The following is a 22,549-nucleotide window of genomic DNA, read 5'->3' as shown; positions in this document are numbered from 1 at the left end:
TGCCGTGTTCGAGTTCCTGCGCCGGTTGCGGCGCCCCGCCGCCATCGACGACACCCTGTGGCGCGACACCGTCGCCGCCGTGCCGTGGGCGCAGGCCCTGGACGCGCCGCGGCGCGAGCGCCTGCGCGAATTGAGCGCGCGCTTCCTGCACGAGAAGACCATCAGCCCCATCGGCGAGTTCGAACTCGGCGAGCTGCAGCGCGCGCAACTGGCCGCGCTGTGCTGCCTGCCGCTGCTGGAGTTCGGCGCCGAAGGCCTGCGCGGCTGGTCGCAGCTGATCGTCTATCCCGACGCGTTCCGGGTCGGCCGCACCCATCTCGACGCGGCCGGCGTGCTGCACGAATGGGAAGACGAGCTGATCGGCGAATCCTGGGAAGCCGGGCCGCTGATCCTGTCCTGGGCCGACGTCGCCGCCGACTGCGCCGACCCGCGCGCGGGCTTCTGCGTGGCCGCGCACGAAATGGCGCACAAGCTCGACGCGCTCGACGACGCCCTAGACGGCACCCCGCCGCTGCCGCGGCCGTGGCAGCGCGAATGGGCGCGCGACTTCCAGCGCGCGTACGACGCGTTCGTCGAAGACGTCGACAGCGGACGCGAGGTGCCGATCGACCCGTATGCGGGCGAAGCGCCGGAAGAATTCTTCGCGGTCGCCACCGAGTACCACTTCAGCGACCCGCGCCTGCTGCGCGAGGCGATGCCGCAGGTGGCCGACCACCTGCGCCGCCTGTATGGCGAATCGCCGTTCGCGTGAGTTCTTGTGGGAGCGGCTCGAGCGCCGATGCTTTCGGCTCAGCTCGCTCGCAACCTTCATCGCAGCGGAGCGGAAGGCGTCGGGCCTGAAGGCCCTGCCACAACAGCCGCCCAGCGCGCTTCGCAGCCGCAGCCTTTGTGGGAGGGGCTTCAGCCCCGACGCTCTTGGCTCAGCTCGCCTGGACCGCCACCGCGACGGAGCGGAAAGCATCGGGCCTGAAAGCCCTGCCACACCAAGGCGCCGCCGCTCGAAGCACCTTCGCGCTTACAACCCCGGCGGCAACTTCACTTCGAAACGGGTACCGCCCAGCTCTTCCGACGCGGTGACGTCGAGCGTGCCGCGATACCCGCGCACCAGGTCCTGCACGATCGCCAGGCCGATGCCGTGGCCTTGCACGCGCTCGTCGCCGCGCACGCCGCGCTGCAGGATCGTGGCGACCTTCTCGGCCGGGATGCCGGGGCCGTCGTCGTCGACCGCCAGCAGCAGGCCGGGGCGGCGCTGGGCCGCGGTCTCGCCGGGCTTGACCGTCAGCAGCACCCGCGCGTTGGCCCACTTGAACGCGTTCTCCAGCAAGTTGCCGAGCAGCTCCTGCAGGTCGCCCGGCTCGCCGTGGAACTGCACGCCGTCGGCGAGATCGAATTCGCACAGGATGCCCTTGGCGGCGTACACCTTCTCCAGCCCGCGCACGATCTCCTCGGCGTGCGGCTCGATCGCGATCGGCGCGGCGAACAGCGCGTGGCCGCCCGAGGCGGCGCGCGCGAGCTGGTAGGACACCAGCTCGTTCATCCGCCGCAGCTGCAGGTCCAGGTCCTCGCGCAGCTCCTGGTCCATCTGCGCGCCGCTGTCGTCGTCCAGGCGCGCGCGCAGCACTGCCAGCGGCGTCTTCAGGCTGTGGGCGAGGTCGGCCAGGGTGTTGCGCTGGCGGTCCAGGTTCTCGCGCTCGCTCTCGATGAAGGCGTTGATGCTCTCGGTCAGCGGCTCCAGCTCGCGCGGGTGGCGCTCGCTCATGCGCGAGGCCATGCCGCGCTGCACGCGCTTGAGCTCCTCGATCACGCGCTTCAGCGGACGCAGACTCCACTGCATGATCAGCGCCTGCAGCAGCAGCAGGATCACGCCGGCGCCGCCGAGGTAGCGCCACAGCGCCTGGCGGAACACGCCGACCTGGTGGCGCAGCGCGCTGGTGTCCTCGAGGATGAAGATCGTGTACTGGAACTCGCTCTTGGGATCGCCGTCGACGCTCCAGATCAGCCCGCGCCCGTAGCGGTAGGCCTCGCCGGGCTTGCCGTTGATCTCGGTCAGCGGCAGCGGGCCTTCGAAGGATTCCTCGGCCGGCTTGAGCATGCCGCCGTCGGGCAGCACCGGGCCTTGCGCCGACATCGAATCCCAATGCCCGTTGGGCAGGATCACTTCCGCGTACAGGCCGCTGCCCGGGCGGTCGAAGCGCGGGTCCGGCGGGTCGTAGGGCGGGATGATCTCGCCGCCGCGGCCGAAGTCGGTGTCGGCGGCGTAGGCCAGCGCGTAGCTGGTCAGGCGCTGGCGCAGGTTGTTTTCGGCGGTTTCCAGGAACGCACGGTCCAGCGCCACGCCGGCCAGGGCGAGGAAGGCGAGCAGGCCGAGACTGGCGGCGAGCAACTGGCGCGCGCGCAGCGAACGCGGCTGGCCCCAGCTCATGGCGACCGCCGGGCGGTTGCGGCCGACAGGACCGTCTGGGCCGCTGCGGTGGGTGGCGCGGGCCGCATGGGTCCGAACTGCTCCTGGGACCGAACTGGGGAAACCATCGCCGGCGCGATGTCGGCCGGGAAATGGGCATGCCGCCGCGAAAGCGGCGGCCTATTGGATCGCCGCCGCGCGAATGCTGTCAACGTGCGCGGTCGGCGGGCGAGCGGCTCAATCGCCGCTGCGGGGAATCGCGAAACGGTAGCCGCGGCCGCGCACGGTCTCGATCGGCTTGAGCGCGCCATCGGGATCGAGCTTCTTGCGCAGGCGGCCGATGAACACTTCCAGCACGTTGGAGTCGCGGTCGAAGTCCTGCTGGTAGATGTGTTCGGTGAGGTCGGCCTTCGAGACCAGCTCGCCGGCGTGCATCATCAGGTATTCCAGCACCTTGTACTCGTAGCTGGTCAGGTCGACGTTGCCGCCGTTGACGCTGACCGTCTGCGCGGCCAGGTCGAGCATGACCGGCCCGCATTCCAGGGTCGGCTTGCTCCAGCCGGCGGCGCGGCGCACCAGCGCGTTGAGGCGGGCCAGCAGCTCTTCGACGTGGAACGGCTTGACCAGGTAATCGTCGGCGCCCTGCTTGAGGCCCTCGACCTTGTCCTGCCAGCTCGAACGCGCGGTCAGGATCAGCACCGGGAACTTCTTGCCCTCGTCGCGCAGCGCCTTGATCAGCTCCATGCCCGACATCTTGGGCAGGCCCAGGTCGATGATGCCCAGGTCGAACGGCACCTCGCGGCCCATGTACAGGCCCTCCTCGCCGTCTTGCGCGGCATCGACCGCGAAGCCCTCGCGCTTGAGGCGCGCAGCCAGGGTCTCGCGCAGCGGCGCTTCGTCTTCGACCAGCAGAATTCGCATGGGCACTCCCTTGATGATTTCGGCCCGACAGGATCGTTTTGCGGACCGTCGGAGCGAAGGTTAGTCGTTATTGTTGTCGTCGCGGCGTGTAGGGCGGTCTTCGTCGCGGCGCCCGCGCTGCTGCGGATCGTCCATGTAGACCCGGACCCGGCCGCTGGAATCGACCACCTTGACCCGATTGACGTCGCGCCCGTCGAAGGGGACTCGCTCTGCGCTCAGGACCTGGCCGCCGCCGCTTTCTTTCTCGAAGCGACGGACCGAATCGGACAGGGTCTGCTGCTGGCCTTCGCGCCGGTCGTGGCCGCGCCAGCGCTCGCCGTCGTGCTGCGCCCAGGCGTTGCCGGCCGCCAGGGAGGCGACGAGCAGCAGCGACGGGATGCGGGCGGAGCGGATGTGCATGGCGTTCGGACTAGCCCCCAGCGGAACGATGTTGCGGCGAATAAACGACGTGCGGGCATTTTCGAAATGCAGCGGTGAATCCGATCTGAACTTTTCCGGCGCCCCCCGGGCGCCATTCAGCCGGGCCGGACCCGCGTCACAGCGGGGCCGTGCGGACGGTCGGCGGCGTCCGGCCATGCTCAGAACACCTCGCCGACGCAGCAGCGCAACGAGCCGCCGGCGGCCTCGATCGCGTCCAGCTCCACCGTCGCCACGGCGAATCCGGCCGAGGCCAGGGCCTGCGCGGTGTCCGCGCGCAGCGCCGCGGCCGCGGCCGCGCTCATCCAAAGCGTATACGTCGACAGGGCGATGGCATTGGCGACGAAGGCGGCCTGTTCGGCGGCGTCGAGCACGATCCCGCGGCTGCCGTAGAACCCGGCGATGGCCGCGGCCACCGCCGGATCGGCGAATCCGGCCGGGCTGACCAGGGCGGCGCGCCCGGCCAGCACCGCCAGCACCACGTTGGTGTGGTACTCGCCCGCGGCCAGGTCGAACAGCAGGGTCGCGCGCAGGCCGAAGGCGCGGTGCATCAGCGCCGCGCCGCGTTCGTCGCAGCGCTCCGAAAGACCGGCGTAGCCGAGCCCGCGCGAACGGTCGATCACCATCGCGCCGGTCAGCTCGCACGGGTGCGGCTGCTGCGACAGGTCGACTTCCTCGTAGCCCAGCACGTCCTCGAAGAAGCGGCGGATGTCGCTGCGCTCGGCCTCGCGCTGGCGCACCGGGTGGCGCATGCGCCCGACCAGGTAGCGCGGCGCGGCGCCGGCGGCGCGGGCGGTGGCGAAGACGTTGTTGGGGAACAGCGCGTCGGGCGTGTCGGGGTCGCCGGCGAAGCAGATTGTCGGCAGCACCTGCGACAGCGCCTGGTGCAGGGCGCGGTGCTGGGCGCCGGCGCGGGCGGCGTCGAAGGCCTCGGCCTGCGCCATGTAGCGGTTGTCGCCGGCCGATTGCTCGGCGCGGGCGAAGCCGTCGGGCGCGACCAGGAACGCGGCGCGGGCGATGGCCGAGCCGAAGTCCGGGGCCAGGCCGCGGGCGTGTTCGAAGAAGGCGTGCGGGTCGCGGGTGATCATCGGCTCGGACTCGAAGACGGGGTCGGTCCCCGGGCGGGGCTCGGTCGGGCAGCGGGACGGGCCGGCGCGGCGCAGCGGCGGCCGCGGACGCCCCGGCGCGGGCCGGCGGCGGCGGCAGGGCTGATCGGGCGGCGAAGCGACCGGCCCCGCGTCGCCGGCGCGGCCTCAGGCGGCATCGCGCGCGGCGAAGGATTCGGTGAGCGCCAGCGCGCGCTCGATCAACGCCCAGTCGGCGCCCGGCCGGTGCGCGCCTTCGCTGAGGACCTGGCGGAACGCGCGCCCGCCGCGCTCGCCGTGGAACAGCCCGAGCAGGTGGCGGGCGATGTGCTTGAGGAACACGCCGCGTTCGAGCTGGGCTTCCACGTACGGCCGCAGCGAGCGCAGCAGCTCGGCGCGGCTGCGCTCGGCGCCGCCGAACCAGGCCGCGTCCAGGCGGTGCAGCAGGTAAGGGTCGTGGTAGGCGGCGCGGCCGAGCATGGCGCCGTCGGCGTGCTGCAGGTGCGCGGTCGCCTCGGCCAGGTCGGCGATGCCGCCGTTGACCACCACCTGCAACTGCGGCCGCTCCTGCTTGAGCCGGTAGGCCCAGTCGTAGCGCAGCGGCGGCACCTCGCGGTTCTCCTTCGGCGACAGGCCCTTGAGCCAGGCGTTGCGGGCATGCACGACGAAGCTGCGGCAGCCGGCCGCGGCGACCCGGTCGACGAAGTCGAGGAACACTTCGAAGCGGTGCTCGTCGTCGACGCCGAGCCGGCACTTGACCGTCACCGGCACGTCGCAGGCGGCGATCATCGCCGCCACCGATTCGGCGACCAGATCCGGCTCGCGCATCAGGCAGGCGCCGAAGCGGCCGGCCTGGACCCGGTCGGACGGGCAGCCGCAGTTGAGGTTGATCTCGTCGTAGCCCCAGTCCGCACCGATCCGCGCCGCCTGCGCCAACAGCGCCGGCTCGCTGCCGCCCAGTTGCAGCGCGACCGGATGCTCGACCGGATCCATCGCCAGCAGCCGCTCGCGGTCGCCGTGGATGACGGCGTTGGCGTGGACCATTTCGGTATACAGCCGGGCGTGCGGGGCGATGGCGCGATGGAAGACCCGGCAGTGGGAGTCGGTCCAGTCCATCATCGGCGCCACCGACAGGCGAACCTGCGGCGCGGGAATGGCGGGCGAGACGGCGGCGGGCGGGGTCGGGATCATCGCGGTCATTGTAAGGCCTGGCGCCTGCACGGCCGCCGCGCCGCGGCCCGGGACGGGCGCCGAGACCCGCGATGGACGCGGGCCAAACCCGATGCCCGGCCCGCGCCCGCGTCGGCGCGTCCGGCCGGCTCGCCCGACGCCCGGCCCGGCCTCGCGCATCCGGCGGCCTCGCAGCCGCCACGCCGCTCGCGCCGGACCGCGCGTACAACGTGCCGCCAGTCGCCCGAAAATTGCGACCCAACCGGCTTTCCTGCACACCGCCCTCACGTTTTTACGCGATTTTCATCCAGCTGAGCGGAGCGTGCGAATCGCGCCTGGACGGGCCCATGGGGGACGTCGGCTCCTGAGCCGCAACGCTATGCACCTACTCGATCGTTGTTCGCGCAACCGTGGCCCGCGTTCGGCGGCCCCGTGGCTGCTGCTCGCGCTGCCGCTGGCGCTGTCGTTCGCGCCGGCCGCGCAGGCCCAGTTCAAGGTCTCCTCGACCTTCCGCAACAACACCGAGCCGGGCTGGACCATCACCGGCACCAATCCCGGCACCAACCGCAGCGGCATCCTGACCGGCGGCTACGGCGCCATCCCCAACAACGTCAACGACGCCAACGGCAACGGCTGGCTGCGCCTGACCACCAACCTCAACAATCACCAGGGCCAGGCGCTCTACACCGGCGGCTCGTTTCCCTCCACCCAGGGCGTCACCGTCGAGTTCGACTACGTCAACTGGGGCGGCAACGGCGCCGACGGCACCACCTTCTTCCTCTACGACGCCACCGGCACCATGGGCGGCAACCCCGGCGGCAGCCTGGGCTATTGCGGCGGCAACGGCGCCTACCTCGGCCTGGGCCTGGACGAGTTCGGCAATTTCTCCGGGCAACTGCCGGGCGTCACCGGCGGCTGCCCGTCCACCAGCGGCAGCCCCGGCAGCCAGTCCGACCGCCTGGTGCTGCGCGGCCCGGCCAGCGACAGCTACCGCTGGCTCGCCAATGCCGCGGTGACCGGCGGCATCGACACCCCCAGCGTCACCACCCGCCCCACCAGCAACCACCTGATGGTGGCGCTGATCCCGAACACGCCGCAGCCGGGCTACACCGTCACCGTTTCGCAGGGCCCGACCGGCGGCACCCAGACCGTGCTGCTCAACAACGTCAACTTCAACTACACCGCGCCGGCCAACCTGCGCATGGGCTATGCCGCCTCCACCGGCGGCCTCAACAACATCCACGAGATCCGCAACATGCTGGCCTCGGTGCCGGCCGACGTGGGCATCGTCAAGACCGTCTCGAACCCGCGCATCCGCCGCGGCCAGCCGGTCACCTACACCCTGGTGGTGAGCAACAACGACATCAACCCGGTGGTCGCCGGCAACCAGGCGCCGACGATCCCCGGCACCGATGCGGCCGACATCGCCGACACCTTTCCCACCCAGGTCACCGGGGTCAGCTGGACCTGCGCCGCCAGCGCCGGCTCGACCTGCCCCGCCGCCAGCGGCACCGGCAACCTCGCCATCGCCGGCGGCTATTCGATGCTGCCCGGCGGCACCCTGACCTTCACCGTGACCGGCACCGTCGCCAACAACGCCACCTGCAACGCCACGGTGACCAACACCGCCACCGTCGCCTTCTCCAACACCGACCGCTTCGGCGACATCAACGCCGCCAACAACAGCTCCAGCGTCAACTTCGCGGTGGATTGCGTGAACCTGTCGGTGGACAAGACCGCCACCCCGGCCAGCTTCACCGCCGGCGGCACCGGCACCTACAACATCGCCGTCGCCAACGCCGGCAACATCGCCACCGTCGGCCAGATCGTCGTCACCGACGCGCTGCCCGCCGGCCTCACCGTGCCCAACGGCGCGGTCGCGCTGAGCGGCGCCAACGCCGCCAACTGGGCCTGCACCGCGGCCTCCAACGTGCTGACCTGCCAGAGCAACGCGGCGATCGCCGCGGGCGCCGGCTCGACCTTCGGCTTCAACGTCGCCATCGACTTCAACGCCACCGGGCCGGTGGTCAACACCGCGCGCGTGGCCGGCGGCGGCGACCCCAACTGCACCACGGCCGCACCCTGCCCCGACCCGACCCCGACCAGCACCCCGGTGGTGCGGCCCTCGGTGAGCCTGAGCATCAGCAAGGACGACAGCCGCACCAACTACACGCCCGGCGGCAGTTCGAGCTATGTCATCACCGCCTGCAACCAGAGCGGCCCCGACCCGGCCAACGGCGCCACCATCACCGACACCCTGCCCAGCGGCGTGACCCTCAGCACCACCTGGACCTGTACGGGCAGCGGCGCCGTTCCCGGCACCTGCCCCGGCAGCGGCGGCACGCCCGGCGGCAACACCGTCAACGTGACCGGCGTGGCGCTGCCGGTCGGCGGCTGCGTCGCGGTCACCGTGCCGGTCCTTTTCAGCGCCAATCCGGCCAACTACTGAGCCGCGGACACGACCAAGGCCGCGCGGCGATGCCGCGCGGCCTTGTCGTTTGCAGGGATCAACGCGGACGGCTCAGGAACGCACCGTCACCCGCCAGCAGCGCTTGCCCTGCTGGACCCAGTCGATCTCCACCGGCAGGAACTTCTCGATCAAGCGCGCATTGCTGGACAGGTGATCGCTGACGAACGCAGTGGTGAACTCGCCGCCGCCGGCCAGCGCCATCGGCAGCAGCAACTGGTCGGACAGGTGCTCGCCGACCGCCGCGTCCGCGCCCAGGTACTCGCCGACGCGGCGCGCCAGGCCCGCCGCGACCCGCTCGGCGCCGACGCCGCGCTCGCCGAGCGCGTCGAACAGCTCGGTGTGCTGGCCTTCGCCGCTCACCCGCAGCATCAGCACGTTGGCCGGGCTCTGCGCGGTCGGCGCGCGGCGCAGGTGCAGCGCGCCGGGCGCGAGCTTGAGCTGTTCGGCCAGCGCCTGCAGTTCGCGCAGGCCGATCGAATCGGCCAGCGAGGCCAGCAACGCGGTCGCCTCCAGCGTCGGCGCCGGATCGCGGCGGTCGAATACGGCCTCGCGCAAGGCCGCGCCCGGCGCGATGCGCAGTTGCACGCAACCGCCGCCGGCCGGGAAGAAGCCGTGGCGTTGCAGCGCGAACGCGGTTTCCACGCCGAACCGGCGCAGCGCCGGCAGGTAGCACTCGGCGAGGAAGTCGGCGCTGGGCGCGAGCGGGTTGTGGGTGCCGCCTTCGACGGCGATCTCCGAGGCCGCATCGCAGGACCACAGCGCCGGCAGCACGGTCTGCAGCACCAGCGTCGCCGAACCGGCGGTGCCGATGGAGAACCGGTAGCGGCCCGGCTGCACCTGGCCCGGCACGAAGCGCAGCGTGGTCGCGCCGAGCTGCGCGCCTTCGACATAGGCGCGGCCGACCTGCGCGGCCGCGCCGACCGCGGTGAGGTGCTGGCGCATCAGGCCCGGGCGCTTGCGCTTGGCGCGGATGTGCTGCATCTCGAACGCGGTGCCGGTGCACAGGCTCAGCGCCAGCGCCGTGCGCAGCAGCTGGCCGCCGCCGGTCGCGCCGCTGATTTCGATCAATTCCATTTTCTTGTCCATGATTCGCTCGCTTGGACGGTCTGGGCCGTCCTTCGCTTTTCCTTTCAACGGGGCGGCGCCTGGCCGCCCATGATTTTCGTCTGGGTCATCGCGCGCCGCTCAACCCTTCACGCACACGACCTGGCGCAGGGTATGCACGATCTCGACCAAGTCGCTCTGCGCGGCCATGACCGCATCGATCGGCTTGTACGCGGCCGGCGACTCGTCGACCACGTCGGCGTCCTTGCGGCATTCCACGTGCGCGGTGGCACGGGCGTGCTCTTCCAGGCTGATGCGCTTCTTGGCCTCGGTGCGACTCATCACCCGGCCGGCGCCATGGCTGCAGCTATGGAAGCTGTCGGCGTTGCCGAGGCCGCGCACGATGAAGCTCTTGGCGCCCATGCTGCCCGGGATGATGCCCAGCTCGCCCTTGCGCGCGCTCACCGCGCCCTTGCGCGTCACCAGCACGTCCTTGCCGAAGTGATGCTCGCGGTTGACGTAGTTGTGATGGCAGTTGACCGCCTCGGCCTGGGCCTGGAACGGCTTGGCGAGGACCGCGCGCGCCGCGTCCACGACGTGACGCATCATGATCTCGCGGTTGTCGCGCGCGAACCGCTGCGCCCAGTCCACCGCGAACACATAGTCGGCGTAATGGTCGCTGCCTTCGGGCAGATAGGCCAGGTCCTGGTCCGGCAGGTTGATCATCCAGCGGCGCATGTCCTGCTTGGCCAGTTCGATGAAGTGGCTGCCGATGGCGTTGCCGACGCCGCGCGAACCCGAGTGCAGCATGAACCACACGCGCTGTTCCTCGTCCAGACAGACCTCGACGAAGTGGTTGCCGGTGCCCAGGGTACCCAGGTGGTTCAAGTGGTTGCTGCGCTCGAGCTTGGGATGCTTGGCGACGATGCGGTCGAACCCCTCGTGCAAGCGCTCCCAGGCCTCAAGCGACGCCGCCGGCGGGTTGGCCCACGCGCCCTTGTCGCGCAGCCCGCGGCCGACGGTGCGGCCGTGCGGCACGGCTTTCTCGATCGCCGCGCGCAGCGGGCCGAGCTGGTCCGGCAAGTCGCTCGCCACCAGGGTGGTGCGCACCGCGATCATGCCGCAGCCGATGTCCACGCCGACCGCGGCCGGCACGATCGCGCCCAGGGTCGGCACCACCGAACCCACGGTCGCGCCCTTGCCCAGGTGCACGTCGGGCATCACCGCGATCCAGCGGTGCACGAACGGCAGCTTGGCGATGTTGCGCAGCTGGCGGCGCGCTTCGTCTTCCAGCGGCACGCCGCGGGTCCAGTGCTTGATCGGCACCGAGCCCGGGTCGTGGATGACGTCGTAGTGGGCGTTGGCATTGGCGTTCATGGGTGCGGCTCCTGCTGATCGGGCTTCGTGCCCGTGGCTCGTGCGAGCCGGTGAGATCGAATTCAAACGATGTTGCGCGATTGGCGGCCGGCGCATGCGCCGGGTCGGCGTTGCTGCGCAAACGGAAAACGCTTCGCGCGACGACGAGGGTTTTGACGGACGTTCAAATTTATGAGGTTTGTGTAGTCCGCCAGGCATTCGCCGTGCGAGGCGCCAAAAGGTGCGGCCGTCCTGCGACCAGTGGTGGTGGAACGTTTTGCCCTGTGCTCTGCCACTGAGCTACCGTCGTTACAGTCCGTGACGGGCGGGAGTCGAACCCGCGACCGCAGGGATCGGGTGTAGTTCCACCGGCATTCGCCGGACGACCGCGTAAACAACCGAATATCAAAAACCGACACATCGAGACCAGTGGCGACGGAACGTTCCTGCTCTACCCACTGAGCTACCGCCTTGCGGCGGGCGGGACTCGAACCCGCGACCCGGACATTAACGATGTAGTTCCGCCAGCATTCGCGATGCATCGGCCGTCCAACCCGGGCCGGCGGGCCCTCGCCCGCCGGCGTCTTCCCTGCGCCGCCCCGCACCTCCTGGCGCGTGCGGCCGGCGGGCCGTCCTGGCCCGCCGCGCGGAGGCGATCCGTGCCTCCGCGTCGCGGCGCGTCCTTGCGCCGCTGCGGCGACGTTCCCTGTCGCTGCTGGTCGCTGCTCGGCAGCCCTGCCTCACAACGGAACCGATCCGATCCGCTCGGCCCAGCGCGCGCTGTCGCCGCCCTGCGCGGCGAACACCGCGATCAGGTCGAACACCGCGTCGCTGAAGCCGCCGACGTGCAGGACGTCGGCCGATTCCACGGTCTGCGCGGTCGCCACCGGCTGCAGGTCGATGCAGACCAGCCGCGCCTGCGGGTTGCGCGCCTTGATCTGCGCCCACTCGCGCATGGTCGAGGTCGCGCCGCCGCGGCGGGTGTCGCGCCAGCTCTCGTTGTCGGACACCAGCACCATCAGGTCGACCTGGGCCTTGGTCCGGTTCAACTCTGCGAACGGCGCGCTGACGCAGGTGCCGCCGCCGCACAACGCGGCGAGCTGGCCGGCCTGGGTCATGACGCTGTCGCGCGGGTTCAAGCGCAGCGACCGCACCTCGGTGTCGAACGGCAACACCCGCGCCCCGGGGCGGTTGCGCTGGATGCACGCGGCGATCAACGCCGCCACGTCCACGCAACGCACCTTGCTGGTCGCGCCGGGGCGGTAACCGGTGACGGGCGAGCCCATCGAGCCGGACACGTCCACCGCCACCACCACCTCGCCTTCCAGCGTCGGCACCTGCCGGGTCGCGATCTCCATCGCGTCCTGCAAGGCCGCCAGGATCGGCGCCGGCAATCCGTCGCCGGCGCTGTAGGCGCTCATCAGCTGGTACGGGAACACCCGCGCCCGGCCGATCGCTTCGGCGTCGGTCAACCGCGCCACCGCCTCGTACACCATCGCCGGATCGGCGAACACGCCGTTGCGCTGCAAGGTGTTGAGGTTCATGCGCAGGCTCTGCCACGACATGCCGCGCGCCAGCTGCGCCCACTGCGCCGGACTCAGCGGCAGCGAGCTGAAGTACTGGAACGGCAGCTTCGGCAGCGGCCCGGACGGATCGCGCTTGAACGCCTCGTACTCGCGCACCGGGCGCGGCAACGCCGACTCGTCGCAGGGCTTGCCGATCAGCCAGGCGTACAGCGCGGCGCGCTGCGCGTCGGCCGGCTTCGGCCGGACCATCTTGATCACGTCGGCGAGCGAGGGATCGTTGCCGATCGCCGCGGCCAGCAACTGCTCGACCGTGGCGTTCTCGATCCACTGCCGCACCAGCCGCTTCGGCCGCGAGCCCAGCGAACGGCGGCCGACCCGGCCGCTGCGCAGGATCTGCACGAAGTTGCGCAGCATGCGGCCGTTGTCGATCACCCGGCCGAACGCGCGCTCCATCGACTCGCCGTCGCGCAGGCTCAGGCTGGCCAGCAACAGCGCCGGCATGTCCTTCATGTGGCCGCGCTGGCGGGCGTAGATCGCGGTCTTGGCGACGAAGCCGGCGTCGACCGCGGCGCTGAGCTGGAGCGCGTAATCGAGCTGCTCGTCGGCGCTGGCGTAGAAGGTGCCGTTCAAGCAACCGGTGGCCGCGTACAGCGCCAGCGCCGACTCGGGGCGGCGGGCGTAGGCCAGGCCGCCGGCCTCGTTGCGCACGCTCGCCGCCAGAGCCAGGCGGCTGCGCAGGGAGGCGAAGAGCGAAGTGTTGGCCATCGGGGCATTCCTGGTTCGGGACTTGCCAGGACTAACGCAATAGCCGTGCCAACTTTCCGATCCGCCATCCAAGTTATTGATTCAAAACATTTCCGGTCAGATTCGGCGGTCCATGCTCGCCAACGGCTCCCGCCTGTTTCTATACTTGGATATAAATTTTTATCCAAACGGATAGCCAGATGAAGCGCCAGGTCGTGATCGGCATGCTCGGCACCCAGCTCGACGCCGCCTCCGGCGCCGGCCGCTGGGAGAAGTGGCGGCCGACCGTCTCGCTGGGCATGCACGAGGATTTCCTGCTCGACCGCATGGAGCTGCTCGCCGACGAACGCCGCTTCGCCCGGCTCGCCGGGCAGGTCGCCGCCGATCTCGCCCAGGTCTCGCCGGAAAGCGACATCCGCCGCCACGACCTCTACCTCAGCGATCCCTGGGACTTCGAGGCGGTCTACGGCGTGCTCGACGACTTCGTCCGCGGCTACGACTTCCGCCCGGACGAGGAGGACTACTACGTCCACATCACCACCGGCACCCACGTCTCGCAGATCTGCTGGTTCCTGCTGGCCGAGAGCCGGCTGTTCCCCGGCCGGCTGCTGCAGACCGCGCCGCCGCGCAAGCAGGACGGCCGCTCGCCGGGCAGCTACGCGGTCATCGACCTGGACCTGTCGCGCTACGACCGCATCGCCCAGCGCTTCGCCGAGCAGCGCCTGCACGACCGCGACCTGCTCAAGAGCGGCATCGCCACGCGCAACCCGGCATTCAACCGCATGATCGAGCAGATCGAGACGGTGGCCACGCGCTCGAAGTCGCCGATGCTGCTGATGGGCCCGACCGGCGCCGGCAAGAGCCAGCTGGCGCGGCGCGTGTTCGACCTGAAGAAGCAGAAACACCAGCTGCCGGGCCGCTTCGTCGAGGTCAATTGCGCGACCCTGCGCGGCGACGGCGCGATGAGCACCTTGTTCGGCCATATCAAGGGCGCCTACACCGGCGCCGCGGCCGACCGCGCCGGCCTGCTGCGTTCGGCCCACCAGGGCCTGCTGTTCCTCGACGAGATCGGCGAACTGGGCCTGGACGAACAGGCGATGCTGCTGCGCGCGCTGGAGGAAAAGCGCTTCCTGCCGGTCGGCGGCGACAAGGAAGTGGAGAGCGATTTCCAGCTCATCGCCGGCACCAACCGCGACCTGCAGGCCAGCGTGCTGGAAGGGCGCTTCCGCGAGGACCTGCTGGCGCGCCTGAATCTATGGACCTACCGCCTGCCGGGGCTGGCCGAGCGCGCCGAGGACATCGAGCCGAACCTGGAGTTCGAACTGGAGCGGCACTCGCGCGAGAACCACCAGCGGGTGACCTTCAACCGCGAGGCGCGCGAGCGCTACCTCGCCTTCGCCCTCAGCGGCGAGGCCCGCTGGAGCGGCAATTTCCGCGACCTGGGCGCATCGGTGATGCGGCTGGCGACGCTGGCCGAGGGCGGGCGCATCCGCGCCGACCTGGTCGAGGAAGAGATCGGCCGGCTGCGCGCGCAGTGGCACGGCGCGCACGCGGTCTCGGCATTGGACCAACTGCTCGGCGCGCAGGCGGCGGCGCAACTGGACCGCTTCGACCGGGTCCAACTGGACGATGTGCTGGGCGTGTGCCGGCGCAGCAAGAGCCTGTCGCAGGCCGGCCGCGAGTTGTTCGCGGTCTCGCGCGCGAGCAAGGCCAGCAGCAACGACGCCGACCGGCTGCGCAAATACCTGGCCCGCTTCGGCCTGGACTGGGAGCGCGTGCGCGCGGGCTGAAACCCGGCGCGCGGTCGCGCCGGGCGCCGCCTCAGCGCGAACCGGTCACTGCACGCCGGCGTTGCGCAGCTCGTGGCTGGCCACGATCGCCGCGGCGTTCTGCGCCAGCCCGGGCGGGCCGGTCACGCAACTGACGTAGACGTACTTGCGGTTGTCGCGGGTCAGCATGCCGACCTGCCAGCGCACCGCTTCGGTGCCGTTGTCGACCGCGCCGGTCTTGATCATCGGCGGCACCCCGCCGGTCATCGCCCCGGACGCGGCGATCACCCGCCCGCGCGAGGACACCACGTAACCCGGCGGCTCCAGGCTCTCGCGCACGCTCATCATCGACTGGCGCGAGACCGGCAACTGGTCGCCGAACAGGCGCTGCAGGAAACGCATCTGCTCGTTCGGCGAGATCAGCAGCGAGCCGCCGTTCCAGTACTCGCCGCCGCCGCGGGTGTCGGCGTTGCCGTAGCCGAAGCGGTTGAGGTATTCGCCCATGCGCACCGGGCCCATCTGCCGATCGATGTCGCGGAAGTATTCCGGCGAGGAATACGCCAGCGCCGATTCCAGGGTCTGGCCGTTGGAGGCGCCGGTGGCGCGCACCACCGAGGCGTCCAGCGCGGCCAGCGCCGCGGCCAGCTCGAAGGTGGCCGCCGGCGAGACCTGGCGATCGCAGCCCTCGGCCGGACGGCGGCGCAGTTCGCTGCCGCCCAGTTCGCTGAGCAGGAAGCAGGCGCGCAGCGGCGGCTGCTCGGGTTGCGGCTGCTCCGACGCCGGCGGCGTCGGATAGCTGCGCGGGTACTGCGCGGCCAGCGGCGGCGCGGCCACGGCGCAGGCGATCGCGGCGAGGACGGCCCAACGGGCGGCGAAACGGCGGTGGACGGCGTGCATGCCTGCGGCTCCTTGCATCGGCGCGGCCCGCGCGGGCCCGCCGGTGCCGGCGGACGCGCGCGTCCAGCGCGCGGGGCGCCCAGAATGCCACGGCGACGGCGCGGTTTTCGAGCGCGCCCGGCACAGGCCCGCACCTTCGCCCGGTTCGGCACCGTCCTGCGGCGTGGCCGCGACGCGGCGCCGGCCCGGAGTTGACCGCAAGCGCGCTTGAGGTCCTATGCTCGCCCGTTCCCTCCCTTGCGACCCGACCGCATGAGCGCCGTTCCGCCTCCCACCGATCCCCCCGCCGACGGCGACGCCCGCGACGGCGCGGCGCCGCTCGCACGCGCCGACGGCCGCCGCGACGACTGGTCGGTGCTGGCCTCGCTGCTGCCGTACCTGCGCCCGTACCTGGGCCGCATCGTGCTGGCCCTGATGATGGTGCTGGCCGCCAAGCTGCTGAACCTGTACGTGCCGATGGCGCTCAAGCAGCTCATCGACCGGCTCAACGTGCCGGTCACCCCGCTGCTGCTGCCGGTGGCGCTGCTGCTGGCCTACGGCGCGGCGCGGGTTGGGGTGACCTTGTTCACCGAATTGCGCCAGGTGGTGTTCGCGCGGGTGATGGCGCGCACCTCGCGCCAGGTCACCCTGCAGGTGTTCCGCCACCTGCACGGCCTGAGCCTGCGCTTCCACCTCGCGCGCCGCACCGGCGGAGTCGCGCGCGACGTCGAGCGCGGCGGCAGCGCGATCTCCGACCTGCTCGACTGGACCCTCTACACCATCGTCCCGGTGCTGATCGAAGTGGCGCTGGTGACCGCGGTGCTGGTGTGGATCTACGACTGGCGCTTCGCCGCGATCGCGATCGGCACCTTGTTGCTCTACGGCCTGTGGACGGTGGCGGTGACCGAGTGGCGCACGCGCTACTACCGCGCCGCGGTCGAGGCCGACACCCGCGCCAACGAACGCGCGGTCGACTCGCTGCTCAACTACGAGACGGTCAAGTACTTCAACAACGAGGAACACGAAGCGCTGCGCTACGACGACAACCTGCGCCACCTGGAGAACGCGCAGGTGATGTCGATCAAGACCCTGGCCGTGCTCAACCTCGGCCAAAGCCTGACCGTGGCGCTGGGCGTGACCGCGATGATGTGGCTGGCCGCGCTGGGCGTGGTCGAGGGCCGCATGACCGTCGGCGACCTGGTCCTGGTCAACGCCTACCTGCTGCAGCTGTCGGCGCCGTTGTTCATGCTCGGCATGATGTACCGCGAAGTGAAGCAGGCGCTGACCAACATGGAGCGTTTGTTCGGCCTGCTCGACGAGCGCCAGGACGTGCGCGACAGCGACGGCGCCGCAGCGCTGGCCTCGGCCCGGCCCGCGGTGCGTTTCCGCGAGGTCCGCTTCGGCTACGACCCGCGCCGCGAGATCCTGCGCGGCGTCGATTTCGAAATCCCCGCCGGCGCCACCGTGGCCGTGGTCGGCCACTCCGGCTCGGGCAAGTCGACCCTGGCGCGGCTGCTGTACCACTTCTACGACGTCGACGCCGGCGCGATCGAGATCGACGGCACCGACCTGCGCGCGCTGAGCCAGTCCTCGCTGCGCGGCGCGATCGGCATCGTCCCGCAGGACACGGTGCTGTTCAACGACACCATCGGCTACAACATCCGCTACGGCCGGCCCGAGGCCAGCGAGGCCGACGTCGAGGCGGCCGCGCGCGCGGCCCACATCCACGAGTTCATCGTCGGCCTGCCCGACGGTTACGACACCCCGGTCGGCGAACGCGGCCTGAAATTGTCGGGCGGCGAGAAACAGCGCGTGGCGATCGCCCGCGCGCTGCTCAAGAACCCGTCGATCCTGATCTTCGACGAAGCCACTTCGGCCCTGGATTCCAAGTCCGAACGCGCGATCCAGGCCGAGCTGGATCGATTGGCGGTGGGCCGCACCACGCTGGTGATCGCGCACCGTTTGTCGACGGTGATGGATGCGGACCAGATTCTGGTCATGGACGCCGGGCGCATCCTCGAACGCGGGACGCATGCGCAGCTGTTGGCGACCAATGGCGTGTACGCGCAGATGTGGGATCTGCAGCGGCGGCAGGGCGAGGAGGTTCCGGCCTGAGCCTTATGCGCGGCCTCGCAGCGGCGGCGTCGACCGGCATTCGCGGTCGCCGCTTGCGCCGCTCCTACCGTCGCTCCGTGCCGGTTCGCGGTTGCGGCCGCCTCATGTAGGAGCGGCGCAAGCCGCGACCGCGCAATCGCACGATCGCGGCGCAACGCCCGGCACCCCGCTCCCTCAACCGGCAGGCACCGCCTCCCACACCATGTACACGTCCGCGCGCTGGTAATGCGAGCCCGGCCGCGGCGCCTGCCGATGGCGGAAGCCGACGCTCTCGTACAGCTTCAACGCCGGCGCCAGCTTGGTGCTCGATTCCAGGAACAACTCGCGCCCGCCCATCTGCGCGAACGCGTCGATCGCCCCGCCCATCAGGCGCCGGCCGATGCCGCCGCCGCGCAGTCCCGGCGCCACCGCCATCTTGGTCAGCTCGACCGTGCCGTCCGGGTACGGCAGCAAGGCCACCGTGCCCAGCGCGCGCTCGTCCGCGCCGACCGCGAACAGGATGCGGCCGCCGCCGGCCAGCAAGTGGGTTTCCGGATCGCCGAGCACTTCGCGGTCGATCGGCTCGACCACGAACCAGCGCTCCAGCCATTCGATGTTGAGGCGGGCGAAATCCGCGCGCCAGCGCGGGTCGTAGCCGACGATGCGGACGGGCTCGACCGCGACGGTGGGGAAGGAAGGATCGCTCATGCCGCGATCATAGCCGCGCCGTCGCGACGCGGCGCCTCGACCAAAGCCGCATGTGCCGCGCAGGAACGAAAACGGCGGCCTGAAGCCGCCGTCGCGCGGGCCGCGTGGCGCGCGCTCAGCCCTTGCCCGCGCCCTTGCCGGACGCGCCCTTGCCGGGAGCGTCCTTGCCGCCGTGCGGCTTGGCCGGGCCCTTGCCGGGCTTGCCCGCGTCGCCGGCTTTCGCGTCTTTCGGCTTGGCCGGCGCCTGGATGTCGCGGAACGGGCGGTTGGGAAAATCGCGGCGCAACTCGCTGTCGATCAGGATCGGCCGGCCCCAGCGGTCGTAGGTCGGCACGAAGCCGCGCTTGAGCTTGTGGAAATCGGCCGAACCGGGCTTGATCCCGAGCCGCTGCGCGACCGCGCCCCAACCTTCGACATGGTCGCGGTCCCATTCGTCGACCACATAGCGGCACGGCCGGCCCAGCACCTGGGCGATGGCGCAGGCGTAGTAGACATCGCCCGGCGTCCAGCGGCGGCGGTCGAGCAGTTCGCCGACCAACTCGCGCGGCGCGCCGTAGTAACGCACCATCTCGTCGACGAACGGCTCGCGGTAGCGCACGCCGTAGCGGTTGATGTCGCCCAGCCACGCGTCCACCCAGCCGTCGCCGCTGCGCGGCTGCCAGGCCGGCGTGAGGTCCTGCGCTTGCACCGAAGTGCCGAGCAGCGCCGCCAGCGAGGCGGTCAGGGCGAAGAATTTTCGTTTCAGCGAATGCGGCATGGCGGGCTCCTCGCGGCGGCGGCGCGTTTCGTCGTGGGCGCGGTCGTGTGCGCTGCGCGTCTTTGCTAAGTCGGGCCTGCGGCGCGCGGATCAACGCAGCGCGCGCGGCCAGTTCAGCCGGCAGCCACGGCGCGTTCGCGATCCAGTCAGCACCGCCGCGACGGCACGCTCGCAGCCGCGCGATCCGCCGCGACGGGCGCCGGCCCGGTCGGCTGCGACGATGACGCGGCCGCGGCTCAAGCGCTGCGATCAGCGCGAGATCGTGAACTTGCCGAAGGCCACGCCCAGGTCCCAGCCCTGGCCGGTGCCGGCCAGGGCCAGCGAGACCTCGCCCTTGGTCATCACCTGGGCCTTGCTCGAACGCGCCGCGCCGGCATGCGCCTCGGCGGTGGCGTAGCTGCCGAGCACGTCGGCGATGCGGTGCACGCCGGCGAACTCGCCGGTGCCATGGTCGATCCGCGACTTGCCGACGGTCAGGCCGCCGCCCTTGGCGCGGATCTGCACGTTCATGCTCTGGCCGTTGCTGCAATGGATCGTGCCCGAGCCGCTGGAGGTCTTGTAGAACACCGACCAGCCCGACATCGAGAACTTGAGCTTGCAGGTCAGGGTGCCTGCCGCGGCCGTGCCCGGCAGCGCGAACGCGGCCAGCAGCGCCGCTGCGAGCGCGGCGCCGCGCAGGCGCGTGGAGGCGGGAGCGTGGACGGAAGCGTGGGACATGGCGGGCCTCGTGCGGACGGGACGCGGGCGCCGGGTGCGCGGCCGCGGGGAAGGCAGGCTATCACCGTCCGCCGACGTCGGTGCGCGCGCCGGCGGCCCGATCAAGGCGCCGGCGGCGCCGGACGCGGCCCGGATGCGACGACGGCGCCGCCAGGGCGCCGTCGTCGCGGACCGTCGCGGGCGCCTCGGCGAGGCGGAGACGCCGGCTCAGTCGTCGTCGCGATCGCGCCAGCGGCCGTGGCCATGCCCGCGGCCGCGGTCGTAGTAGCGGTTGTCCCAGCGATTGTCGTGACGGCGGTCGTAGCGGGCGTCGTAGTACGTGGTGCGGCACTTGCCGTGGCGATTGCAGTCGCGGTCGTAGTAGCGCCGGTCGTTGGCGTAATAGCGCGGCGGCGGCGCCGGGCGATAGCGGTAATCGGCGTAGCGCGGGGCGTTGCGGTAGTACGTCGGCCGGCCCCAGCGGTCGCGGACCACGATCAGGCGGTCGTTGTAGCCGTAGTTGCCGTAGCGCCAGTACGGCGTGTTGTTGCGCACGATCACGTCGGCGATATCGACGATGACCCGGGTCAGGTCGTCGGCGCGCGCCGGTGCGGGCAGCGCGACGGCCGCCGCACCGAGACCGGCGGCGAGGGCGACGGGAGCGAACCAGCGGGAAAAAGCGGTCATGGCGGTCTCCTGGGGGATGCCCGCATCGTCGGCGGGCAAGGCGACTTTGCCGCCGCCTCGGTGAACCGGTTTTTAACCGTTCGCGCCGCCTTCACGGCGGCTCAGTCGCGGTTGCCGTCCGCGCCGGCGGCGCGCCGGGCCGATAACGTTTTCACGCGCCCTGCGCCGCGCGCGCCAGCTCGCGCACCGCCTGCGGCAGCTCGGCCGCACCCGCGACCCGGCGCAGGCGCGGCGCGTCGGCCGCGACCTCGGCCTCGTTCTCGTGCGCCCAGGTGGTGTGGTACGGCATGTGGATGCCCCAGCCGCCCAGGTCCAGCACCGGCGCGATGTCCGAGCGCAGCGAATTGCCGATCATCGCGAACTGCGCCGCCGGCAGGCCGAACTCGCGCAGCAGCCGGGCATAGGTGCCGGCGTCCTTCTCGCTGACGATCTCGATGCGCCGGAACAGGTCGGCCAGGCCGCACTGCTTGACCTTGGCTTCCTGGTGGAACAGGTCGCCCTTGGTGATCAGCACGATCTCGAAGTCCGCGGCGATCGCCGCGACCGCCTCGGGGATGCCCGGCAGCATCTCCACCGGGTGGCGCAACAGGTCCTTGCCGAGTTCGACGATGCGGTGCAGGTCGGCCGCGACGATGCGCTCGCCGGTGATCGCCACCGCCGCCTCGATCATCGACAGGGTCATGCCTTTGACGCCGTAGCCGAACACGCCGATGTTGTTCGTCTCGATCGCGTACAGGCGATCGTGCACGCGCGCGTCGCCGAGGTCGACGTAGCGGCCGACGATGCGCTCGAAGTCGAGCTGGGCCTGGTCGAAATAATCCTGGCTGCGCCAGAGGGTGTCGTCGGCGTCGAAGCCGATCATGCGAAGGGGTGCGCTCATGCGCGGATTATCCCGCATTTGGCTTGCGCGCACCTGCGCCGGCGGCGCGCCCGGGCGCGCGAAACCGGCGCCGGCGGCGGCGCGCGCGCAAAAAGAAGGGCGGCCGAGGCCGCCCTTCGCACAACGCAGGAAGATCCTGCACCCCAAGGGGGCGGCCGGAGAGAGAGTTCGGCCGCCCTGACTGTGGCAGCAGCCGCGCTTACTTGCCGCCGCTGCTGTTGGCGCCGCCGCCCGACTGGGCCTTGGCGACGTAGTTCTTGTACTCGTCCGGGGTCAGCTGGCCGTTGCTGTCGCTGTCGGCCTGCTCGAACACCTGGCTCAGCGCGGGCACGGCCGCGGCTTCGTTCTTGCTGAGGTTGCCGCTCTTGTCGGTGTCGACGTCGGCCCAGCTCTTCTTCTGCGCGGTCGGCGCCGGCGCGGCGGTGGTCGCCGCCGGATCCTGGGCGGTCGTCGCCTGGGCGGCGGCGTCGCCGGCCGGCGGCGCCTGCTCGGTGGCCGACTGGGCGAACGCCATCGGTGCGGCCAGCGCGGCGGTCAGGGCCAGGGCGGCGATCAGCGGCTTGCGGGACTTGATGTTCATCCGTCGGTTCTCCTCGTATGGGTGGGCCGGTGTTGCGCGATCACCGCCTCGTCTGTCGGCGACCGCTCGGCATGTGGTGCTGCGAAGCACGGGGCCACCTTGCCGATCCGGTTCTGAACCGATCACCGGACGCGGGAGTTAAAGCTACGTTGGCTTAACCACAGCGCCGCGCGCAGCGGTTAGGCGCGGCCTCGATCGAGGCGACGCGGCACGGCGAAACGTGACTCGCAGCGGCAAATCGTTAGCGCTTCGTTCGGCGGCATTGGCTGAATGCAACACAACCTTTACGAAGTCGCGGGGTGGCGGGTGGGCGTTTCGCCGCGCAGAGGAAAGCATCGGGGCTGAAGTCGCTCCCACGAAAGCGAAGC

The 22,549-nt window shown here is 71.0% G+C and carries 19 protein-coding genes; 4 read left to right on the top strand and 15 right to left on the bottom strand.

Translation table 11 applies throughout. The features are described 5' to 3' along the window. Positions 1–4: 4 nt before the first annotated feature. On the top strand, positions 5–751 hold the full coding sequence (locus BLV01_RS17260) for a M90 family metallopeptidase (protein WP_091802481.1): 747 nt from the start codon (positions 5–7) through the stop codon (positions 749–751). 264 nt (positions 752–1,015) lie between these two features. Here the strand turns inward: BLV01_RS17260 and BLV01_RS17255 are convergent, their stop codons facing one another. From BLV01_RS17255 to dusA, 5 genes are all read right to left on the bottom strand, one after another. Then, positions 1,016–2,422, bottom strand: a complete 1,407-nt coding sequence (locus BLV01_RS17255) for an ATP-binding protein (protein ID WP_091802478.1) — start codon at positions 2,420–2,422, stop codon at positions 1,016–1,018. Between the two features lie 216 nt (positions 2,423–2,638). Continuing rightward, positions 2,639–3,322 carry a response regulator transcription factor gene (locus BLV01_RS17250; protein WP_031372686.1) on the bottom strand — a complete coding sequence of 228 codons (684 nt, stop codon included), beginning with the start codon at positions 3,320–3,322 and terminating at the stop codon, positions 2,639–2,641. A gap of 60 nt (positions 3,323–3,382) precedes the next feature. Beyond that, on the bottom strand, positions 3,383–3,898 hold the full coding sequence (locus tag BLV01_RS26905; RefSeq protein ID WP_139178817.1) for a hypothetical protein: 516 nt from the start codon (positions 3,896–3,898) through the stop codon (positions 3,383–3,385). Positions 3,899–3,900: 2 nt separating this feature from the next. Then, positions 3,901–4,827, bottom strand: a complete 927-nt coding sequence (locus BLV01_RS17240; protein ID WP_091802475.1) for an arginine deiminase-related protein — start codon at positions 4,825–4,827, stop codon at positions 3,901–3,903. A 165-nt stretch (positions 4,828–4,992) separates the two neighbouring features. Beyond that, a complete protein-coding gene (gene dusA, locus BLV01_RS17235; RefSeq protein WP_091802542.1) occupies positions 4,993–6,015 on the bottom strand; it encodes a tRNA dihydrouridine(20/20a) synthase DusA in 1,023 nt (340 codons plus the stop codon). Between the two features lie 358 nt (positions 6,016–6,373). Here dusA and BLV01_RS17230 point away from each other — a divergent pair, with 358 nt between their 5' ends. Next, positions 6,374–8,443: a DUF11 domain-containing protein gene (locus BLV01_RS17230; RefSeq protein WP_091802472.1), complete on the top strand. Its 2,070-nt coding sequence runs from the start codon at positions 6,374–6,376 to the stop codon at positions 8,441–8,443. A 72-nt stretch (positions 8,444–8,515) separates the two neighbouring features. Here the strand turns inward: BLV01_RS17230 and rtcA are convergent, their stop codons facing one another. The 3 genes from rtcA to BLV01_RS17215 all read right to left on the bottom strand — a co-directional run bounded on the left by rtcA (position 8,516) and on the right by BLV01_RS17215 (position 13,155). Continuing rightward, the gene (gene rtcA, locus BLV01_RS17225; protein ID WP_254782673.1) at positions 8,516–9,550 is read right to left on the bottom strand and encodes an RNA 3'-terminal phosphate cyclase; all 1,035 of its coding nucleotides are present in this window, start codon (positions 9,548–9,550) and stop codon (positions 8,516–8,518) included. A 99-nt stretch (positions 9,551–9,649) separates the two neighbouring features. Continuing rightward, the gene (locus BLV01_RS17220) at positions 9,650–10,885 is read right to left on the bottom strand and encodes an RtcB family protein (RefSeq protein ID WP_091802469.1); all 1,236 of its coding nucleotides are present in this window, start codon (positions 10,883–10,885) and stop codon (positions 9,650–9,652) included. 719 nt (positions 10,886–11,604) lie between these two features. After that, entirely contained in the window at positions 11,605–13,155 is a 1,551-nt protein-coding gene (locus BLV01_RS17215) for a vWA domain-containing protein (protein ID WP_091802467.1), read from the bottom strand. A 179-nt stretch (positions 13,156–13,334) separates the two neighbouring features. Between BLV01_RS17215 and rtcR the strand changes: the two genes are divergently transcribed. After that, complete coding sequence (gene rtcR / locus BLV01_RS17210) at positions 13,335–14,924, top strand: RNA repair transcriptional activator RtcR (protein ID WP_091802464.1); 1,590 nt, start codon at positions 13,335–13,337, stop codon at positions 14,922–14,924. Between the two features lie 45 nt (positions 14,925–14,969). Here rtcR and BLV01_RS17205 read toward each other — a convergent pair whose 3' ends face one another. After that, positions 14,970–15,800: a penicillin-binding transpeptidase domain-containing protein gene (locus BLV01_RS17205; RefSeq protein ID WP_175486053.1), complete on the bottom strand. Its 831-nt coding sequence runs from the start codon at positions 15,798–15,800 to the stop codon at positions 14,970–14,972. 252 nt (positions 15,801–16,052) lie between these two features. Here BLV01_RS17205 and BLV01_RS17200 point away from each other — a divergent pair, with 252 nt between their 5' ends. After that, entirely contained in the window at positions 16,053–17,894 is a 1,842-nt protein-coding gene (locus BLV01_RS17200; RefSeq protein WP_091802457.1) for an ABCB family ABC transporter ATP-binding protein/permease, read from the top strand. A 174-nt stretch (positions 17,895–18,068) separates the two neighbouring features. On the opposite strand, the gene BLV01_RS17195 is transcribed toward BLV01_RS17200, so the two are convergent. The 6 genes from BLV01_RS17195 to BLV01_RS17170 all read right to left on the bottom strand — a co-directional run bounded on the left by BLV01_RS17195 (position 18,069) and on the right by BLV01_RS17170 (position 22,181). Beyond that, on the bottom strand, positions 18,069–18,581 hold the full coding sequence (locus BLV01_RS17195) for a GNAT family N-acetyltransferase (RefSeq protein ID WP_091802454.1): 513 nt from the start codon (positions 18,579–18,581) through the stop codon (positions 18,069–18,071). A gap of 115 nt (positions 18,582–18,696) precedes the next feature. Continuing rightward, positions 18,697–19,338: a hypothetical protein gene (locus BLV01_RS17190; protein WP_091802449.1), complete on the bottom strand. Its 642-nt coding sequence runs from the start codon at positions 19,336–19,338 to the stop codon at positions 18,697–18,699. A gap of 249 nt (positions 19,339–19,587) precedes the next feature. Next, on the bottom strand, positions 19,588–20,055 hold the full coding sequence (locus tag BLV01_RS17185; RefSeq protein WP_091802446.1) for a hypothetical protein: 468 nt from the start codon (positions 20,053–20,055) through the stop codon (positions 19,588–19,590). 207 nt (positions 20,056–20,262) lie between these two features. After that, complete coding sequence (locus BLV01_RS17180) at positions 20,263–20,721, bottom strand: hypothetical protein (RefSeq protein ID WP_091802443.1); 459 nt, start codon at positions 20,719–20,721, stop codon at positions 20,263–20,265. Between the two features lie 151 nt (positions 20,722–20,872). Next, positions 20,873–21,601, bottom strand: coding sequence for an HAD family hydrolase (locus tag BLV01_RS17175; RefSeq protein WP_254782672.1), 729 nt, complete (start codon positions 21,599–21,601; stop codon positions 20,873–20,875). 199 nt (positions 21,602–21,800) lie between these two features. Continuing rightward, positions 21,801–22,181, bottom strand: a complete 381-nt coding sequence (locus BLV01_RS17170) for an EF-hand domain-containing protein (protein ID WP_091802437.1) — start codon at positions 22,179–22,181, stop codon at positions 21,801–21,803. Positions 22,182–22,549 lie beyond the last annotated feature (368 nt).

Source organism: Lysobacter sp. yr284 (genome assembly GCF_900107375.1).
Taxonomy (GTDB): Bacteria; Pseudomonadota; Gammaproteobacteria; order Xanthomonadales; family Xanthomonadaceae; genus Lysobacter.
This window is presented reverse-complemented; position numbering and strand designations above follow the sequence as displayed.

Bases quoted from the DNA above. Each gene is read 5' to 3' on its own strand.
- BLV01_RS17255 (WP_091802478.1), bottom strand. From the start codon at position 2,422: ATGAGCTGGGGCCAGCCGCGTTCGCTGCGCGCGCGCCAGTTGCTCGCC.
- BLV01_RS17250 (WP_031372686.1), bottom strand. From the start codon at position 3,322: ATGCGAATTCTGCTGGTCGAAGACGAAGCGCCGCTGCGCGAGACCCTG.
- BLV01_RS26905 (WP_139178817.1), bottom strand. From the start codon at position 3,898: ATGGCCGGACGCCGCCGACCGTCCGCACGGCCCCGCTGTGACGCGGGT.
- BLV01_RS17240 (WP_091802475.1), bottom strand. From the start codon at position 4,827: ATGATCACCCGCGACCCGCACGCCTTCTTCGAACACGCCCGCGGCCTG.
- dusA (WP_091802542.1), bottom strand. From the start codon at position 6,015: ATGATCCCGACCCCGCCCGCCGCCGTCTCGCCCGCCATTCCCGCGCCG.
- BLV01_RS17230 (WP_091802472.1), top strand. From the start codon at position 6,374: ATGCACCTACTCGATCGTTGTTCGCGCAACCGTGGCCCGCGTTCGGCG.
- rtcA (WP_254782673.1), bottom strand. From the start codon at position 9,550: ATGGACAAGAAAATGGAATTGATCGAAATCAGCGGCGCGACCGGCGGC.
- BLV01_RS17220 (WP_091802469.1), bottom strand. From the start codon at position 10,885: ATGAACGCCAATGCCAACGCCCACTACGACGTCATCCACGACCCGGGC.
- BLV01_RS17215 (WP_091802467.1), bottom strand. From the start codon at position 13,155: ATGGCCAACACTTCGCTCTTCGCCTCCCTGCGCAGCCGCCTGGCTCTG.
- rtcR (WP_091802464.1), top strand. From the start codon at position 13,335: ATGAAGCGCCAGGTCGTGATCGGCATGCTCGGCACCCAGCTCGACGCC.
- BLV01_RS17205 (WP_175486053.1), bottom strand. From the start codon at position 15,800: ATGCACGCCGTCCACCGCCGTTTCGCCGCCCGTTGGGCCGTCCTCGCC.
- BLV01_RS17200 (WP_091802457.1), top strand. From the start codon at position 16,053: ATGAGCGCCGTTCCGCCTCCCACCGATCCCCCCGCCGACGGCGACGCC.
- BLV01_RS17195 (WP_091802454.1), bottom strand. From the start codon at position 18,581: ATGAGCGATCCTTCCTTCCCCACCGTCGCGGTCGAGCCCGTCCGCATC.
- BLV01_RS17190 (WP_091802449.1), bottom strand. From the start codon at position 19,338: ATGCCGCATTCGCTGAAACGAAAATTCTTCGCCCTGACCGCCTCGCTG.
- BLV01_RS17185 (WP_091802446.1), bottom strand. From the start codon at position 20,055: ATGTCCCACGCTTCCGTCCACGCTCCCGCCTCCACGCGCCTGCGCGGC.
- BLV01_RS17180 (WP_091802443.1), bottom strand. From the start codon at position 20,721: ATGACCGCTTTTTCCCGCTGGTTCGCTCCCGTCGCCCTCGCCGCCGGT.
- BLV01_RS17175 (WP_254782672.1), bottom strand. From the start codon at position 21,601: ATGAGCGCACCCCTTCGCATGATCGGCTTCGACGCCGACGACACCCTC.
- BLV01_RS17170 (WP_091802437.1), bottom strand. From the start codon at position 22,181: ATGAACATCAAGTCCCGCAAGCCGCTGATCGCCGCCCTGGCCCTGACC.